16 protein-coding genes are annotated in these 17,952 nt (G+C 36.4%); 15 read left to right on the top strand and 1 reads right to left on the bottom strand.

The window, feature by feature from the left end; translation table 11 throughout:
* The 11 genes from J2786_RS08960 (at position 1) to J2786_RS08910 (ending at position 14,172) form a co-directional block, all read left to right on the top strand.
* Positions 1-5,949, top strand: coding sequence for an alpha-2-macroglobulin family protein (locus J2786_RS08960; protein ID WP_047433632.1), 5,949 nt, complete (start codon positions 1-3; stop codon positions 5,947-5,949).
* Positions 5,950-6,104: 155 nt separating this feature from the next.
* Complete coding sequence (eco, locus tag J2786_RS08955; RefSeq protein WP_047433631.1) at positions 6,105-6,593, top strand: serine protease inhibitor ecotin; 489 nt, start codon at positions 6,105-6,107, stop codon at positions 6,591-6,593.
* A gap of 896 nt (positions 6,594-7,489) precedes the next feature.
* Positions 7,490-8,908 carry a TolC family protein gene (locus J2786_RS08950; protein WP_047433630.1) on the top strand — a complete coding sequence of 473 codons (1,419 nt, stop codon included), beginning with the start codon at positions 7,490-7,492 and terminating at the stop codon, positions 8,906-8,908.
* A gap of 11 nt (positions 8,909-8,919) precedes the next feature.
* Complete coding sequence (locus tag J2786_RS08945; RefSeq protein ID WP_047435837.1) at positions 8,920-9,876, top strand: HlyD family secretion protein; 957 nt, start codon at positions 8,920-8,922, stop codon at positions 9,874-9,876.
* Positions 9,877-9,943: 67 nt separating this feature from the next.
* A complete protein-coding gene (locus J2786_RS08940) occupies positions 9,944-11,152 on the top strand; it encodes an ABC transporter permease (protein WP_047433629.1) in 1,209 nt (402 codons plus the stop codon).
* Between the two features lie 251 nt (positions 11,153-11,403).
* On the top strand, positions 11,404-11,859 hold the full coding sequence (locus J2786_RS08935) for a DUF1569 domain-containing protein (protein ID WP_034699611.1): 456 nt from the start codon (positions 11,404-11,406) through the stop codon (positions 11,857-11,859).
* A gap of 13 nt (positions 11,860-11,872) precedes the next feature.
* A complete protein-coding gene (locus tag J2786_RS08930; RefSeq protein WP_047435836.1) occupies positions 11,873-12,343 on the top strand; it encodes a hypothetical protein in 471 nt (156 codons plus the stop codon).
* A gap of 2 nt (positions 12,344-12,345) precedes the next feature.
* Complete coding sequence (locus J2786_RS08925; protein WP_047433627.1) at positions 12,346-12,750, top strand: hypothetical protein; 405 nt, start codon at positions 12,346-12,348, stop codon at positions 12,748-12,750.
* Positions 12,747-13,118, top strand: a complete 372-nt coding sequence (locus tag J2786_RS08920) for a VOC family protein (protein ID WP_047433626.1) — start codon at positions 12,747-12,749, stop codon at positions 13,116-13,118. Before J2786_RS08925 ends, J2786_RS08920 begins: the two co-directional genes overlap by 4 nt.
* Before the next feature lie 23 nt (positions 13,119-13,141).
* On the top strand, positions 13,142-13,690 hold the full coding sequence (locus J2786_RS08915) for an SRPBCC family protein (RefSeq protein ID WP_226798660.1): 549 nt from the start codon (positions 13,142-13,144) through the stop codon (positions 13,688-13,690).
* A 32-nt stretch (positions 13,691-13,722) separates the two neighbouring features.
* The gene (locus J2786_RS08910; protein ID WP_047433624.1) at positions 13,723-14,172 is read left to right on the top strand and encodes a VOC family protein; all 450 of its coding nucleotides are present in this window, start codon (positions 13,723-13,725) and stop codon (positions 14,170-14,172) included.
* 79 nt (positions 14,173-14,251) lie between these two features.
* On the opposite strand, the gene J2786_RS08905 is transcribed toward J2786_RS08910, so the two are convergent.
* Positions 14,252-15,097: a T9SS type A sorting domain-containing protein gene (locus tag J2786_RS08905; protein ID WP_156121530.1), complete on the bottom strand. Its 846-nt coding sequence runs from the start codon at positions 15,095-15,097 to the stop codon at positions 14,252-14,254.
* A 315-nt stretch (positions 15,098-15,412) separates the two neighbouring features.
* Between J2786_RS08905 and J2786_RS08900 the strand changes: the two genes are divergently transcribed.
* From J2786_RS08900 to J2786_RS08885, 4 genes are read left to right on the top strand one after another with little or no spacing between them, the layout of a single operon-like run.
* On the top strand, positions 15,413-15,739 hold the full coding sequence (locus J2786_RS08900; protein ID WP_047433623.1) for a hypothetical protein: 327 nt from the start codon (positions 15,413-15,415) through the stop codon (positions 15,737-15,739).
* 18 nt (positions 15,740-15,757) lie between these two features.
* Positions 15,758-16,390 (top strand): hypothetical protein, encoded by a 633-nt coding sequence (locus J2786_RS08895; protein ID WP_052187093.1) that lies wholly within the window; start codon positions 15,758-15,760, stop codon positions 16,388-16,390.
* 21 nt (positions 16,391-16,411) lie between these two features.
* On the top strand, positions 16,412-17,188 hold the full coding sequence (locus tag J2786_RS08890; RefSeq protein WP_047433622.1) for a sensor histidine kinase: 777 nt from the start codon (positions 16,412-16,414) through the stop codon (positions 17,186-17,188).
* A gap of 11 nt (positions 17,189-17,199) precedes the next feature.
* Entirely contained in the window at positions 17,200-17,889 is a 690-nt protein-coding gene (locus J2786_RS08885; protein WP_047433621.1) for a response regulator transcription factor, read from the top strand.
* The last annotated feature ends 63 nt before the right edge of the window (positions 17,890-17,952 follow it).

Raw genomic sequence — 17,952 nt, 5'->3', positions numbered from 1 at the left:
ATGAAAAGATTTTCCAAGATTTTTCTGCTTTTGCTTATAATGCTGAGCTTTTCAACGGTATCCGCACAGAAATATTACGATACCCAATGGAAAAAAGTGGCTGATAACAGTGTAAAAGGAGCGTATAAATCTAATCTTCCCATTATTTTAGACATACAAAAACAAGCCATGAAAGAAAATAATGCCTTCGAACTGATCCGTTCTCTGAAAGCGGAATTCAGTATTGTAAACCAAACAACGGACGATGATCAGAATGATTCCGCCTCTCAATTTTTCAAAAAGCTTAAAGATGCGGAAGGAAAAGTGAACGGAGAAGGGAAATTGGTGTACAAAGTTCTGCTGAATGGTTTTTTTATGGATTATTATCAACAGAATTCATGGAAAATAAATGGGAGAACCAATATCAATTCGCAGGATGTTTCACAGATTGAAACCTGGAGTAAGCTTGATTTTAAAAATTATCTGACGACAAGCTTTCAGGAACTTTATAAGGAGAAAGCCGAAATGAAAAAAATCGCTCTGGAAAAGTATAAGAATATCTTTTCAGAAACAGGAGACCTTGTTTATTTCCCGACATTATCGGATTGGTATGCAGTGAAGAAAATAGCGTTTTTATCTGAAAATAATATTTTTACCAAAAATGAACTGACAGAAAATCGTACAACAATCAATACAATTTATGATGAACTGATCGAACAGAACATAGGAAATCCAAAGTTGTACTTTATGAAAGAAAAGCTTACAGAAAACTGTAACTTCACTCATTGTAAGGATAAACTTGAGCAGCTTCAGAATCTTTTGAAATCTGATGTAGAAGGAGATTATAAAGTGATGATCATGGGAGAAATCATGGATGAACTTACTAATCAGAAGAAGCCTAAAGAAGCTCTAACATTAGCGGCACAGGCTAAAAGTGAATATCCGAAATCCTTTTTTCTGGAGAATATTAAAAGCAAAGAAGCTCAGATTGTAAATCCATATCTGACTTTAAAATATGAAGCACAGACGCAGAATAATAAACCAATTCATTTTGTGGCGCAGTATCAGAATGTATCAGAATTTACCCTGAATATTTATGAAGTAAAAGATGATTTTACTTCGTTAATTCGGTATGTTCATGACTCTTATTCCGATACTTTTAACAAATTAAAGAAGAATCTGGTTCGGAAGGAAACATTCCAGCTTCCGGATCCTAAAGATTATCAGAGTCATAAAACTTCTTTGGAAGTGAAACCGCTTCCTTCAGGGGTGTATGTTGCAGAATTTACGGTTGCAGGAGCAGATATGAAAGATACAGACTCCAGACAGAATTTGTATTTTCTTGTTTCCGCAAACAAAATTATTTATCAGTCTAAAACGGACAGAAACCCTCTTTCCGATGAGCTGAAATTGGTTAATAGTGAAAATGGTAAGCCTTTAGCCAATGAAGGGCTTCGATTTTATGAATTTGTTTCCAATAAAACATTAACTAAAATTGAGGGAACAACCAATGCCAACGGGGTATTTAAGTTTCCTGCTACTGACAGCAAAGAATATTACAGAACTTTCCTGATCCAACAGCCTAAAACCAATGATTTCCAGATCATGCAGGTGTACGGAAACAGAGGAAATGTTGACGATTATAATCCAAATAAACAAACGCGTTCCACCGCTCAGATTTTTATAGATCGGGGAATTTACCGCCCAGGACAGACTGTTTATTTCAAGGTAGTTAATACCAGAATGAATAAGGAAGTCGAAGCTGTTATTTCAGGGTTGAAACAAAAAATTACCTTATTGAATACCAACAGTGAAGAAGTTTCTTCACAGGAATTTACTACCAATGAATTCGGTTCTTATCATGGAAGTTTCATTCTTCCAAAAGGAAAACTGAACGGTAATTTTTACCTGAGAATAGAAGGGGAAAGCACAGGATATAAAAATTTCAGGGTAGAAGAGTACAAAAGACCAAAATTTGAGGTCACCTTTGACCCTGTTAAAGAAGAGTACAAATATGGTCAGACGATAGAACTGAAAGGAAAAGCAATCATGTTTTCTGGTGTTCCGCTGAGTAATACGACCGTTAATTATGAAATAAAGAAACAGAATATCAGATGGAGGTATTTCAGCTGGTACCCGCAGAATGATGACAATGAAAATTCAATTCTGGGTGAAGCGAAGACTAATGAAAAAGGAGAATTTACGATTCGTTTGGAACTTAAAAAAGATGAAAAGCTGGAAGGCATACAGATTGATAACTATGCCATCAATGCATCCGTTACAGACATCAATGGGGAAACACAGACTGCCAATACTCAATTGAAAGTAGCATCAGTTTCTCATTACATTCAGGCGGAAAACATCAGCAATACTTTTACAGACGAAAATGTAAAAGTAAAGGTGGAAACTAAGAATTATAACGATCAGAATCTTAAAAAAACTTATCAGGTTAAGCTATCAAAACTGACTGCTCCTGACAGAATTTTCAGAGATAATTTCAAATCTGATGTGCAGAATCTTCCGAAATATTCAAAAGAAGAGTTCATCAGCAAATTTCCACATGATCTTTTTGATGAAAATGATGAGATTAAAAACTGGAAAACCGAAAAAATATTGATTGAAAGACAGCAGCAGCCAACCGCTGATAATTCTCAGGCAGCAGCAAGTCTTGACTTAGGAAAACTGGAAGCAGGAGATTACCAGCTGGAACTTTTCAATATTGAAGGAAAAGACACGATCAAAACTTCACAGTATTTCAGTGTCTGGGATAAAACAGCTTTAAAACCCACTCAAAAAACTTTCCTTACGGTGATTGCTCCGAAGGAAGAATTGTCAAGAGGAGAAAAGGCGAAAGTTTATGTTTTCTCAGCGGTTCCTCATGCATTAGTGAATGTTTTTGTGCAGGATGGATCCGGGAAAACGGTTTCAGAAGTTCGTCAGATGAAAAACGGAATATTAGAATATACCGCTGAAATTCCTAAAGATAAAAGTGTTTCGGATCTTAACCTTCAGTTTCAGCTGGTGGCATTTAATGATGTGAATACACAATCTGTTTCTTTAAAAATAAAGGACACAGAAAAACCTTTGAAAATTGAAACCGTTACTTTCAGAGATAAACTGGAACCTAACGTTAAAGAAAAATGGATGGTAAAAGTAACCGGAAATGACAAGGAAAAGATCAATGCTGAGGTATTGGCCAATATGTATGATATGTCTCTGGATCAGTTTGCAGCAAACACGTACAGCTGGAGAAAATTATATACTCCATTTGTAATGGTGACTTCTTATGGGATCAGAAATTACCTGCAACAGCAAAACTATCAGAAAAGACTGAGATACTTTGAAGACAAATATGTACAGGTTCCTCAGTTTAACTGGTTTGATGGAAGGTTTGGTATAGGATGGGATTCCGATGGCGATGGTATTACTGATAAAGATGATGCCTGTCCCACTGTTCCCGGATCTACTCAATATAATGGTTGTCCTAAACCTAAGAGTGTAAATGCTTCAGAAGTTACAAGCTACAGATCTATGAGGAGTGCGAAGGTTGCTCTTCCGGCTGCTCCTATAGCGAAGGAAGAAGCTATAGTAATGGATGCAGTAGCTGGTAATGCAAGCGGAGTATTGGATGGTACAGCAAAAGAACTAGATAAAGTAGCTGTACGTCAAAATCTGAACGAAACTGCCTTCTTCTATCCGGATCTGAAAACCGATGCAGAAGGGAATGTAAGCTTTGAGTTCACATCTCCTGAAGCATTGACCAAGTGGAAACTGATGTTCCTTGCCCATACAAAAGATGCAAGAGCAGCTACTCTGGAAAAAGAAGTAGTAACCCAGAAAGAATTCTCTGTAACGCCAAACTATCCTAGATTCCTGAGGGAAGGGGATGAGTTGAATTTACAGTCGAAGTTATCTAATCTTACCGGTAAAAAACTCAACGGCTCTGCAGAATTACAGATTCTAGATGCTTTTACCAATGAAAATGTTTCTTCGAAATTTGGAATGAATTCAGGTGTACAAAACTTTAATTTAACTGAAAACGGAAGTAGTGCATTAACATGGAAAGTAAAGGTTCCGGATAATGTTTCTTCTGTTATTTTCAAAGTGGTGGCTAAAGCTGGCGCTTATTCTGACGGAGAACAGCAGGCCATTGCTGTATTGCCGAACAGAATGCTTGTGACTGATGCCGTTCCGGTTTTTGTGAAAGAAGGCGAAACCAAAACATTTGTGTTAGACAACCTTAAAAATAATACTTCCACAACAGCTTCTAATGTTTCGAATACGTTAGAGCTGACAACCAATCCGATCTGGGAGATTATGTTTGCGCTTCCAAGTCTGAAAAATGATCAGAATAATTCTGCGGATGTAATCTTTAATAAATGGTTTGCTGATGTTTTAGCTTCAGAAATATTCAAAGCGAATCCGAAAATGAAAACGGTTTTTGAAGAGTATCAGAACAAAGGATTATTACAATCAAACCTTGAAAAAAATCAGGAGCTGAAACAACTGTTGCTGGAAGAAACTCCTTGGGTGCTGGAAAGTAAAAATGAGGGCGAGCAGATGCAGAAGCTGGCATTATTGTTTGATGTCAATACGATGAAAAACTCTATCAGTCAGGATTGGGATGATTTCAAAAAACTGCAGAATCCTGATGGTGGATTCTCATGGTACCCTGGCTATCCAAGTTCTTACGGAACATCATTGTATATCCTTAAAAACTTAGGAAAAATCAATTCCTGGTTAAAAGACAATGTGAAAGATTATCAAAGTGCTGATGAGAAAGTGCTTGTAGCAAAATTGATTCAGTATGTAGACAATGAGGTTGCCAAATACTATGATGTGAAAAAAGATAATGTATGGAACAACTGGGCAATGGATTATCTGGATACGAGAAACTATTGGGAGCAGCAATATCCTTTGAAAGGAAAAGGTGCTACCCTGAAAACATTGGTAAAACAAAAAGCCAAAACAGCTAAAATTACTGATTTTACATTCTTCGGACTTCACCGTGCCGCATTATTAATGGACAATTATGGTCTGAAAGAGGTGTCTGCCAAATTGATGACCTATCTTAAAGAAACTTCTACAGATACCAAAACACAAGGTGTCTATTGGAAGCAAAACCTGAATGATTGGGGATGGTTTGGTTCCAAAGTGGTGAACCATGCCGGAGCATTGGAAGCTTTTAACAAATTGAAAGCTAATGATCAGTCTTTTATTGAGGATATGAAAATCTGGCTGGTAACCCAAAAAGAAGTCAACTCGTGGGGAAGCTCAAGAGGAACTGCTGAGGTGATCTTTACCATTTTGAATTCAGGAAAATCATGGACTGGAGCAGAAAGTGATAAAGCAACAATACTTTGGGGCGGTAAAGAAGTTGCACCGCAGACTCAGGCAACTGGCTATGTGAAATCAACAGTGAAAACAGAAGCTATAGATAAAAATTTAGCCACCGTAACCGTTACAAAACCTGGTCCCGGGATTGTTCAGGGAGGATTGTTCTGGCAGTATTATGAAGATCTTGATAAAATTAAATCTTCTGAAAACTATATTGCTGTAACGAAAGAACTTTATAAAAAAGTGAAAACGGTAAACGGAGAAGAGCTTCAGAAAATTTCAACAGAAACCCCATTGAAAGTGGGAGATAAAATTACCGTTAGAATGATTCTGAACACAGACAGAGCGATGGAGTTTATTCATATTAAAGATATGCGTGCGGCAGGATTTGAGCCCATAGATGTATTGTCCGGATATCAGTGGAAAAATAATCTTGGATATTATCAGTCAACCAAAGATGCTTCTACGAACTTCTATATTCAGTATATGCCGAAAGGAAAATATGTATTTGAATATGATGTTGTAGCCAATGCATCCGGAAAATTCTCCAATGGAATTACCACCATGCAGAATTATTATGCACCACAGATGAATGCTCACACAAAAGGAAGTAACGTAACAATTTCAGAGTAATTAGTCAATATAGAAAACTGTAGTAATTTTTTACTGCAGTTTTTTTTTTCCGGATTTTCAATGAAAATAGAATTAAATCGAAAAATCAAACAATTGTTTAATTTTGGAATGGTTTTTGGAATTAAGATAGTAGCAATTAAAAAAATTATTAAAAGATGAAATTTTCTAAAACTTTAATCACAGGATTAGTATTAATGGCTGGAATAAATGCTTTCGCACAAAAGAAAGCAGAAAAGTTTGAAAAACTGCAGATTGAAATGTTCCCAAAAGCAAAAGAAGGATATAAACAAGTATATATTCAGCTTCCTGTAGCAAAAAACGAAAACGACTTAAAAGTGGAGGTTTTTGTAGGGGCTGAAAAAATGTTAGACTGTAACAACTATTTCTTAATGGGAGAAATGAAAACTCAGGATCTTCAGGGATGGGGATACAACTATTATGAAGTAGAATCCAAAGGAGAAACAGGAGGAACCCTGATGGCTTGTCTGGATAAAAAACTGACAAAAAAATTCGTGACGCTAAAACCTGAAATTGTAAGATACAACAGTAAACTTCCATTGGTATTCTATGTACCAAAAGATATCGAAGTTCGTTACAGAATTCTACGCCCTGATGCTGGCATGAAAAAAGCAGTTCAAAAATAAATCAGCTTATTATAATAATACAGAAAACTCCTCACAGCGATGTGGGGAGTTTTCGTTTTTTTTTCAGGATAAGATAATTCGTCATGTTCTTTGCTAAGTGAAACGCCCTTGCTAACGAATTCGAAGCTATCGACAATGCTTTTGCGAACACAGCGTCGTACTTTAGGTTTCGGCTAAAGCCAATTGAATTTTATTTTTTTCCAAACGGACTAAAGTCCGTTCCTATTGAATATGATCTCTCGCAGTAAAGATCGTTTTTTCAAAGTTTATCTACTCCGTTTGTCATTCCACAGGAATACACACTCTAAAATTCAGAATCAACTTATTATTAATCCTGTTTTCATTAACCATAAATTTTATTTAAAAAACAATTTTTATTGAATGATTTCAAGTAAATATTTCGTCATTATTTTCGCTGAGTGAAACGCGCTTGCGAACGAAAAAACAATTCATAATGCTTTTGCGAACATTGTGTTGTATTATAGGTTTTGGCTAAGCCGTTTGAATTTAACCTTTTATCAAATGGGATAAAGCCCGTTCCTATTTAATATGATCTCTCGCAGTAAAGATCGTTTTTTCAAAGTTTATCCACTCCGTTTGTCGTTCCACGGGAATCATCTTCCAAAATTCAAACAATGTTTTTTAAATAAAACATTGTTTTATCCTCTTTATTTCCTAAGAAATATGCAGTGAAAAACTCTATTAAAAAGGTAGAGTTAATTACCTTTTCAATTTTTTTTGGCTTTTAATTAACATTTAAACACTTTGCCCAAAACTTTATTTTGCAGGGTTTTAAAATTAAACATATTTTAAACTGAATTTAAATTCACCGTATTGTAGAATTATCTTTAAGGATTTTAACAATTTTTGCATTATATTTGTTATAAACATAAACCATGAAAAACAATTTATTGATTTTTACGTTTAGTTTTTTTGCTTTCCCTGCTTTTGGCTGGGCACAGTCTGCGCCGGATTTTAAAGAACTTCTGGATAGTGCTATGGTTCGGGATTCGAACCTTAAAATGCAGATTACCCAAAATAAGCTTACCGATCTTGATGAACACAAACTGAAAGACATCTTTCTTCCAACATTGGAATTGAGTGGTAAAGCCGGCTATCTCAATGGAACAGCAAGACTGACGTCTCCCGAATTCAATCTCGCGCCCTTTATCAATATTCCCGAAGGGACTTTCAACAATAATTTCAACGTATCCGGATTTTCAGGTATTGCCAAGGCAGATGCCAAAATGCTTCTGTATTCAGGAGGAAAGGTTAAATACATGAAAAAAGCGGTGGAAGAAAAGAAAAAGTCTGAAGATATCCTTTTGGAAAAAACAAAAGATGAGGTGATTGCCACCATTTCCAAAGCCTATGATCAGTTAGCATTGATTCATCAGTCCAAAAAGGTGCTGGACGAAAGTAAAAAAAGACTGGATATTAACAGAAAAACAGCCGATAAAGCCCTTGGCTATGGTTTGATTACTCCTTATGATCATAAGAAGATCGAACTCGCTCAGGCTACTTTAGATGCGAAAATGGTAGAATATGAAGGGAAAAAAGAATTGCTTCTTACCCAGCTTTATATTTTAACCGGGATCAATAGAGAAAGGCTCAGAATGATTGATCCGGTCTTATCTCCGGTGGAATTACTGGCTGCAGAAAAGGGGATAGAGCAAAGAGCTGAAATCCGTGCTCTGGAACATGGAATCAGTGCTGCAGATTATAAAATAAAAGCTGAAAGGACATGGATGATTCCTAAAGTACAGCTGATGGCCTCTGCCTATTATATCGGATTGTACGGAAACAGGATAAAATCCTCAGAAAATGTCATTCCAGCTGTTCCTATACTGGGATACGAAGGAAAAAAGCTGGACTGGAGACCCAATAATATCAATGTATTTCCATTGATTACTGCAGGAGTTGGTTTTAAATGGGAAATTTTTGACGGGAAAGAAGGCAAACATGCAGAAGAAACCGCCAAAGTAGGAAAAGAAGTATTACAGAATCAGAAAGAAGATGCTTTGAAAAAGCTGACACTGAATCTTGCCAATAATCAAACCAATTATGATATCGCTTCTGCACAGATTACCCTGAAAGCCAAAGAAAAAGAGCTGGCTAAAAATGCACTCGTACAGGCAGAAAAAGAATTCAGATACGGAATGAGCAAATCTTCACAGCTTATTGATGCCGAAAATGATCTTGAAGTTGCAGAACTGGAATATCAGAATGCCATTTTCAACCAGAGAAGAGCGGGAATAGAACTGATGAGGTCTACCCAGGAACTGGATATCACCAAATTTTATTTAATCCCTTAAAAATTTAAATGATGCATAAAAATATATCTATACTCTTCGCTGCTCTGTTTTTATTGGGGAGCTGTGACAAAAAAAATGAAAAAATCAAAGAACCGGAAGGAAAAACCAAAAAGGATGTGATCTCTTTTGCCCCTAAAGTTACCGGAAGGATTCTGAAAATATATGTTTCCGAGGGCCAGACTGTGAAGAAAGGAGATACGCTGGCTCAGCTTGATGTTCCGGAAGTGTCCGCAAAAATAGCACAGGCACAAGGTGCCGTAAATGCTGCTACAGCTCAGGAACAAATGGCAAAAAACGGAGCTACAGCCGACCAGCTGAGACAGCTTCAGGCTAAGTATAAAGGACTTAAGGAACAGTATGAATTTGCTCAGAAATCTTATAAAAGAGCTAATAATATGTTTCGTGACAGTTTAATGTCGCCACAGGCTCATGACGAAATTTATGCGAAATTACAGGGAGCGAAGGCACAATATGATGCGGTAGTGGCAGAACTGGATGATGTAAACAGAGGTACCCGATTCGAGAAAGTAGAGATGGCAGCAGGGCAGGCTTCACAGGCCAAAGGAGCTTTACAGGAAGCCAATGTCGCTTATTCCGAAAGATATATAATCGCTACCAACGATATGGAGATCGAAACCATCAGCCTCAATACAGGCGAACTGGCAACAGCAGGTTTTGCTCTGTTTAACGGATATATTCCGGAAAGTACTTATTTCAGATTTACCATTCCTGAAAGTGCTATTTCAAAATACAAAAAAGGGCAGGAGGTGACCATGCAGGTAGTTTATAACAAAGAAACTCTGACAGGAAATATCGTGTACATCAAACAGCTTACAAAATATGCAGATATCACGACAGCCTATCCGGATTATCAGTTACAGGATGCAATCTACGAGATCAAAGTAAAACCTAAAGACATGAATAAGGCTAAAAATATTTTAGTCAATGCCAATGTAATCCTGAAATAAATTGAAAAAGAACATATAGATCTTCTATTGAATTTCATTTCGTTCTTCCACCTATAAAAATATACAGATGAAAGAATTTTTCCGTCTTTTGAAACGTGAGTTCAAACTTTTTATCGGCAATTCCACCTTAAGGACAGTGTTCTTTTTGGCACCGGTCTTCTATGCCACCTTGCTGGGGTTTGTCTATAAAAGCGGAAAGGTTGAAAATACCCCTGTTTTGGTTGTTGACAGAGACAATACCCCTTTATCCAACCAATTGACGGAAATGCTGGATGATAATAAAAGCATTAAAATTATCAGATATCTGCAGGAGCCTCTCAGCATCAAAGATGAGGTGATCAGGCATGAGGCAGCTGCTGTGGTCATTATTCCCTCAAGATTTGAAGGAGATATGCTGCAGAAAAAATATCCTGAAATGAATGTGTATATCAATACAGGAAATGTGTTAACGGCCAATTTTGCTTCCAAAGCACTTCAGCTGACCATAGGGACATTTTCTGCAGGAGCTTCCATTAAAGCCCTTCAGAAAGCTGGAATGCCTGCTGTAAAAGCTGCCACACAGTATGAACCTTTCAAAGCCAATTATATTACCCTCTTTAACACTACTGGAAATTATCTGATCTTCATGTGGCCCGCCATGCTGGCAGTGGTTTTACAGCAAGTCATTCTCTTGGCAATGGCAGTGAGTTTTGCTGCCGAATTCGAAAGAGGATCTTTTGTGAAAGAATATCTTAAAATGAAAAAGTGGGCTTTCCCAACCATGCTTATAAAAGTCATTCCAATCTGGGTGTTTTCTATTCTCATTGTCGGTATTTACTACTTTATGCACATGATTTTCCATGTTCCGATGCCGGAAGGAATACTCAATTTTATATTGCTGACAGCCGTATTTGTAGGATCGGTTTCGTTTCTGGGAGTATTCATTAGTATTCTGATTCCGGATGCTTTGAAGGCGACACAGATTCTTATGGTTATTGCTTCACCGGCTTTTATTATCAGTGGTTTTACATGGCCTTTAAATGCAATGCCTGCTTTCGTTCAGTTTATCGCGAATATTATTCCGTTAACCCCTTTTTTACAGGCTTTCAAAATTTTATTGATTCAAAAAGGTTCCGTGGAACTTACATTCCCTTACCTGAAGCACCTGAGCATCCTTTTAGTAATATATGCGATTATAGGATGGATTGCTTTAAAGATCAAACTTTGGTTTATATTCAAAAAATCTGCACCACAGGAAATTGCAGTAGAGAATACTTCTCCGGAGGATAGCGAGTAGTTTGTAATGGATGGTTTAGTTGCCTATTGATGTTATATTGGTTATTGATTTCAGCATTTGTTCTAAACAATTTAGAATAGTAGTGCAGAAATCATTCTCTTTTACCTGGGCTTTACCTATCACAAACTCACCATTACCAACTCGTAACCCCGTAACTCGAATCCCGAGACTATCCACGCTCAATTTTTTCAGCCAACGATAAAATAAAACAAAAAAACTGATATATTTGTCCATAGTTAAATAGAAATTATATGGAAAATGTATTTGATGCAAAAGATGCTCAAAACTATATAGATAGGATCAACAGATTGGTGGAGGATACTCACGGTTTGTGGGGGAAAATGACAGTAGACCAGATGCTGGCGCACTGTTGTATTACTTATGAAATGATCTACGAGCCGGAAAAACACAAAAAGCCGGGAGCGATTGCAAAATTTATACTAAAAACTTTCGTAAAACCTAAAGTAGTAGGAGAAAAAGCATATCCGAGGGATTCTCCTACCGCACCACAGTTTTTGATTACCACAAGAAAGAACTTTCATGAAGAAAAAACAAGACTGATCGGGTTCATTCAAAAGACACAACAGTTAGGAGCGGATGCTTTTGATGGTAAGGAATCTTTTTCTTTCGGAAAACTGAATTCTCAGGAATGGAATAATATGTTTGCCAAACATTTGAACCACCATCTGGCACAATTTGGCGTATAAAAAATCACACAATATGAAAAAAATTTTACTTCTCCTCATTCTGACCGCCAATTTTGCATTAGGGCAGATGCCGGATATCTCAAATACCTGGCTGAACAACAGTAAACCTTATATAGGAACTATTGGAAACAAAGGGCAGGAACTGAAACTGAAGATCAATATTTCTGAACAGAATAAAAAGAATGACCAGGAATATTTCGTTTCAGGATACTCTCTTGTGGATACCAATTATGCGAAATTTGAAGGAAAAATTACCATTTCAAAATATAAAGATTCCAAAAAACAGGGAACAGTCTACGGCGAATATGAACTGGCGGAAGAAAATAAAGGAAAACATTCCGGACTTTTTACAGGAAAGTTTATCTATCATTTCAAATGGAATAGGAAAACAGAGAAAATTGAAGAGCAGTACATTGAACTTACAGGTGACTGGAAAAGCTATGACGGAAGTATAGCATTTAAAACCCAATTAAAAAACCAGTAGCCATGCTGAGAAGAATATTGGCCGTGTTGGCTGGTCTTATCGTAGGATCGATTTGTATTACTGTAGTGGAAAAAATAGGACACGCACTCTATCCACCTCCGGCAGAAGCTGCAGCCGGAGATATGGAGGCTTTGAAAGAGTATGTGGATCAAGCCCCTTTTATGGCTCTGTTTTTTGTCATCATTGCGTATGCTCTGGCAGCAATAGTTTCAGGATTTACGGCTTCAAAAATTTCAAATAACGGGAAAAGTACATCTGCCGTAATCTGTGGAGTTATTTTCCTGTTGATGACTATTTACATGATGATTTCCTTGCCTTCTCCAATCTGGTTCTGGATTCTGGGAATTTTCGTTTGGGGACTGGTTTTCGTAGGACATCAACTCGCTTTAAAAACAATTAAAATATGAAATTAGGAGCTTTTTCAATCAGCTTAAGTGTAAAAGATCTTCAAAAATCCAAAGACTTCTACGAGAAACTTGGGTTCACCACCATGGCAGGAACGGAAGCACAAAATTATCTGATCATGAAAAACGGTTCTACTCTGATAGGCCTTTTTCAGGCGATGTTTGATGGAAATATGCTTACTTTCAATCCGGGATGGAACGAAAATGCACAGAATCTGGAATCTTTTGATGATGTGCGTGAAATTCAGAGAAGATTAAAAGAAAATGGAGTAGAAATTGGAAAAGAAGCCGATGAAACTACTTCAGGACCCGAGCATATCTATCTGAAAGATCCTGATGGAAATATGATTCTTATAGATCAGCACAGATAACAGATAATAATTAAAACACATTTATGATGAGAACATTTAAAAGAATTATTTTACTTTTAGCTACATTACTAATCATTTTGTTGGTTTGGGCTGCTTTTGTTTCAGGAGACTGCAAATATGAAAAGTCGGTTTCTATCAACGCACCGGTAGAAAAAGTATGGCAAAACACCAATACCCTCAAAGCTATGGATCAATGGAGCCCGTGGAATGATCTTGATCCACGGATGAAAAAAGACTGGACTGGAATAACCGGACAGCCTGGAGAGAAAGTTTGCTGGGACAGTAAAAATAAAAGTGCAGGAAAAGGTTGTCAGGAATTAGAAAAAGTAGATGAAGCAGGGAAAAGGATAGATACGAAAATCAAATTCCTTACGCCCTATGAAAGTGAAGCAAATGCTTATGTAATAGTAGTTCCGGAAGGAAGCGGAAGTAAGGCAACATGGGGATTTACATCACAGATTCCTTATCCGTTTACTTTGATGAAGTTGTTTATGAACATGGAGAATGCCATTGGAAAAGATTACCAGAAGGGGCTTTCAAGATTGAAAGCACTATCTGAAAAACCTCAATAAAAATAAACTAAACTTAAAAAAACAAAACAATTATGGCAACAGTAAACGTTTACCTGACATTCAACGGAAACTGCAAAGAAGCATTCGATTTTTATAAATCTGTTTTCGGAGGAGAATATCCTTACATCGGAACATTCGGAGAAATGCCTCCAATGGAAGGAAAAGAAATGCCTGAAGAAGACAAAAACAAAATCATGCACGTTGCACTTCCGATCTCTAAAGAAACAATTTTGATGGGAAGTGATACAGGAGGAGAATGGTCTTCCAACTTCAAGGCAGGAAATAATTTCTCTATTTCTGTGAACGCTGAATCTAAAGAAGAAGCAGACAAATTATTTGGTGGTCTTTCTGCAGGAGGGCAGGTAACAATGCCTATGGCAGATACTTTTTGGGGCGCTTATTTCGGAATGTTTAGTGATAAATTCGGAATCAACTGGATGGTAAACTATGATGATCCCGCTAAAATGCAGCAACACCCATAAAATTGATCCTTGTAATCAAAATATTGAAAAAACCGGCAGACTCCTGTCGGTTTTTTATGTATTGTAAGTTTCAATGTTTTTATTTCTTTTTAATGATTTTGTAGCTTCCTGATTCTGTTGTGATGAGATAAATTCCGTCAGGAAGTTCACTAATGTCGAATCTGTTTTTCCCTTTTTCAGCTGCTGCAGATTTCATAAGTTTTCCAGACTGGTCGTATAAGGAAATTTTTTCATTTTTCTTCAGGTCATCCATATAGAAGATACCAGTAGTTGGATTTGGATAAATATTCACTTTGCCCTTAAGGGAATTTTCTAAAGTTCCCAATGTGGAAATTTTTGTCCATGTCAATGCATCCAGGCACATATAAACGTATCCTCCGGTGGATTGCAGCTGAAGTTCATCAATGATAGTATTGCTATTGTTTTGATTGTTTAAAGTAGCAAGATCAATCAGGGTAAATCCGTTGTTAATACCTGTTGTTCCCACTGTTGCATTGAATGTTGTGTTAAATCCTGATGTTTTTGTGGTAGTAAACTTTGTAACTCCTCCTGCTTTTCCTGTAATGATCAGTGTTCCTGATGAGGCTGACTGATTTAAAGAAGTATTGCTTAAGAATACCCAAAATTTTGATACCGTGAATGCAGAATTGCTTTTAACACTAAAAGAAGGAGCATTGATATTGGTAGTTCCTGTGTTGTCGATGTAGACATTGTCATTAGCTGTTCCATTCCAGCCGGTGTTTGGATAATTACTTTGAATTCTGAAAGTTCCGGCCTGTGAAACAATATTGAATGTATATCCATTGCTGGTAAAGCTTGTGCTGCCGCCGGATGACGTTTCAAAAGTTACCGTGGTTATCTGTGCATTGAGCGCTGCCATATTGCTTAATAAAGCAAAAAATACAAAAAAGATAATTTTTTTCATGATACAGATTTTTAATGTTTGCAGAAGACCATAAGCTTCCTGTATTGTTGAAATGCTCACGAGACTTTTCTGTAAAGGATACCACAAAGTAACTTAGAAATATAAAGTGGCAACAGCGTATTAAAGACCGAATTGAAAAACACGTAGAAATACGCAATTTCTTTGGTTTTTATTATTATAATTTTGAAAAAGCAATATTATGTTAATTAAAATGGATGTATTTCACAGTATGGTTAGTTTTTTTTCATAACTTGTAATGTGTAGCTACAGTAACTTTATTCTAAACCTATTATATAATTTAAAACGAGAAAAACTATGGAACTACCTAAACATGCAGTCTTATTAGATGATGCTAAAAAATGGATCAGTAATTGGCAGAATACAAAAATTATCGATGGAACCTCTATCCGGGCTCACCTTATTCCGGCAAAGGATGTTCATGATATTTTTATTGACGACAAAGGATTTGCGAGATACCGGGGTTATAATGCAATTACCGATGAAGGCGAATTTAAATTTCTTCTGGTAGGCGTAGATGCAGATAACAATGATATTGTAGACTATGATAAAGGAGATTATGTGTATGACATGACCACACCTTGTCCAAGCGTATGCTCCACTGCAAAATGGTGGAACCTGTAATCTGAAAACTGGAGATCATTGGATCACTGGATTGAAATATTGTCGTTAATTGGAAAAGGCATTCTGCTGATTAATCTGGCAGTATACTGTATAGGCTTTTCCGGAAGAGGAAAAGCCTATACATTCTTCATCGGCTATTTGGCCTGGATATTAGTATGTGAAATTGTTTTCTATGTATTGAATTCACAGAAGATTAATAATCTGTTTTTCTCACATTATTATCTGATAGGCCAGTTTTTATTACTGGGATTATTCTTCCATGAGATTATAACGGAAAAATACCAGAAAAAAACAGCACGTACACTTTTAATTATCATTCCTGTTGTTCTTGTTATACAGTATATAATATATCCGGAAAAGTATTATGTTTTTAATCTTTTTGAAATTTTTGTCACGTCTTATTCTATTATAATTCTGGCATTATTGCATTTGTATAATATACTGGATACCAAAAAGAAATACAATTATATAAGCCTGGGACTTTTACTTTATCTGATAAGCAGTACCGTAATATTTTTGTCCGGGAATCTGTATACGGTCATGAACAGAAAACTGCATAAAGAGATTTGGGTATTCAATGTTGTCATGTTTATTGTGTACCAGATCTTTATTCTGATAGAATATCTGTCTACCCGTAAAAAAAATGTGTAATTACTGTTATGATTTTACAAAATGAATGAGAATACAATTATTTCCACCATCGTTTATACCTTTCTGGCCTTTACCTTACTGGCTGTTACCCTGATCATATTTTATTACTTTTCAAATAAGAAAATAACAAGAAATCTTATTCAGAAAAAGGAGCTGGAGGTCAGATACGAGAAAGATCTTACCCATGCCATTATCAGTGCCCAGGAAAAAGAGAGACTGAGAATAGCCCAGGATCTGCATGATGATATCAGTTCAAAACTCAGTGTGGTTTCTTTAAATATTCATCTTTTGGATTTTGATAATTTGACCAGAGAAGAATATAATGATCTGAAAAATAAAATAATACATCTCGTCAACAAAACTGCGGAAAGTGCCAGACAAATCTCACATGATCTCCTTCCTCCGATTTTAGAAAAGTTTGGACTTCATGCTGCAATAGATGCATTATGCTCAGAAATTAACCTGTCCAAAACCCTGCAGGTGACTTATTCTAATAGCCTGTACTTTGCAAAAGCAGAAGAAGAGAAAAATTTGCATATCTTTAGAATACTTCAGGAGCTCATTAACAATTCCATTAAACACGGGGAAAGTACGCATATTGATATAGAATTTTTAGGAAAAAACGGAAAAAATACCTGCATCTATAAAGACGATGGTAAAGGATTTAATCTGAATGAAAATACTTTGAAAGAAGGATTAGGCTTGAGAAATATCAGAAGCAGGGTAGAACTGATCAATGGAACACTAAAGATTGAAAGTGAAAACAATAAAGGAATCACTGTAGAATTTACATTTTAAATCATTATAAGATGGAAAAGGACATAATTCGTGTAATAATTGTAGACGATGAAGCACTCTTTCGTCAGGGAATTTCATTGTTGATACAGAGAGAAAAAGATATTGAACTGGTAAGGGATTTCAGCAACGGTAAAGAGCTGCTGGATGAGCTTGTAACCCTGGAAGAACTGCCTGATATTATCCTGATGGATCTTAATATGCCGGAAATTAACGGAGTAGAAGCTACCAAACAGATCCATATCAAATATCCTCAGATCAGAATTATTGCATTAACGAGCTATAACACAAAAGCATTTATTGTCAATATGATACAGTCCGGGGCATGCTCTTTTCTTAAAAAAAACTCAAGTCCTGCAGAATTGCTCACGGCAATCCGGGAAGTACACAGCAAAGGTTTCTTTTATAACAATGAGGTCATGGAAGCCCTCCATCAAAACCTTACAGAGCATAAAAAGAAAATTTCCAGTATTTTTGATGCCAATCATATTTCCAAAAGAGAAAAAGAAGTATTGGAATTAATCTGTAAACAATACAACACCTCTGAAATTGCCGATCAGCTTTTTATAAGCTCCAGAACCGTCGAAGGCCACCGCAACAACTTACTGCTGAAAACAGGAGCCAAAAATACGGCTGGCTTGGTAGTATATGCCATAGAAAGTAAAATTGCCGATATGAATTATTTAAAAGACAGATTCGAATAAATGTCCATACCGTTGTTTTCATTAAAAAATTAATAAAATTATATTTTCTGACTAAATTAGTTG

Origin of the sequence: Chryseobacterium vietnamense, from assembly GCF_031454475.1 — a bacterium.
GTDB classification, from domain to species: domain Bacteria; phylum Bacteroidota; class Bacteroidia; order Flavobacteriales; family Weeksellaceae; genus Chryseobacterium; species Chryseobacterium vietnamense.
The sequence above is the reverse complement of the archived record's forward strand: the minus strand, read 5'-3'. Positions and strand labels throughout refer to the sequence as shown.

Bases quoted from the DNA above. Each gene is read 5' to 3' on its own strand.
- J2786_RS08960 (WP_047433632.1), top strand. From the start codon at position 1: ATGAAAAGATTTTCCAAGATTTTTCTGCTTTTGCTTATAATGCTGAGC.
- eco (WP_047433631.1), top strand. From the start codon at position 6,105: ATGAAATTTTCTAAAACTTTAATCACAGGATTAGTATTAATGGCTGGA.
- J2786_RS08950 (WP_047433630.1), top strand. From the start codon at position 7,490: ATGAAAAACAATTTATTGATTTTTACGTTTAGTTTTTTTGCTTTCCCT.
- J2786_RS08945 (WP_047435837.1), top strand. From the start codon at position 8,920: ATGCATAAAAATATATCTATACTCTTCGCTGCTCTGTTTTTATTGGGG.
- J2786_RS08940 (WP_047433629.1), top strand. From the start codon at position 9,944: ATGAAAGAATTTTTCCGTCTTTTGAAACGTGAGTTCAAACTTTTTATC.
- J2786_RS08935 (WP_034699611.1), top strand. From the start codon at position 11,404: ATGGAAAATGTATTTGATGCAAAAGATGCTCAAAACTATATAGATAGG.
- J2786_RS08930 (WP_047435836.1), top strand. From the start codon at position 11,873: ATGAAAAAAATTTTACTTCTCCTCATTCTGACCGCCAATTTTGCATTA.
- J2786_RS08925 (WP_047433627.1), top strand. From the start codon at position 12,346: ATGCTGAGAAGAATATTGGCCGTGTTGGCTGGTCTTATCGTAGGATCG.
- J2786_RS08920 (WP_047433626.1), top strand. From the start codon at position 12,747: ATGAAATTAGGAGCTTTTTCAATCAGCTTAAGTGTAAAAGATCTTCAA.
- J2786_RS08915 (WP_226798660.1), top strand. From the start codon at position 13,142: ATGATGAGAACATTTAAAAGAATTATTTTACTTTTAGCTACATTACTA.
- J2786_RS08910 (WP_047433624.1), top strand. From the start codon at position 13,723: ATGGCAACAGTAAACGTTTACCTGACATTCAACGGAAACTGCAAAGAA.
- J2786_RS08905 (WP_156121530.1), bottom strand. From the start codon at position 15,097: ATGAAAAAAATTATCTTTTTTGTATTTTTTGCTTTATTAAGCAATATG.
- J2786_RS08900 (WP_047433623.1), top strand. From the start codon at position 15,413: ATGGAACTACCTAAACATGCAGTCTTATTAGATGATGCTAAAAAATGG.
- J2786_RS08890 (WP_047433622.1), top strand. From the start codon at position 16,412: ATGAATGAGAATACAATTATTTCCACCATCGTTTATACCTTTCTGGCC.
- J2786_RS08885 (WP_047433621.1), top strand. From the start codon at position 17,200: ATGGAAAAGGACATAATTCGTGTAATAATTGTAGACGATGAAGCACTC.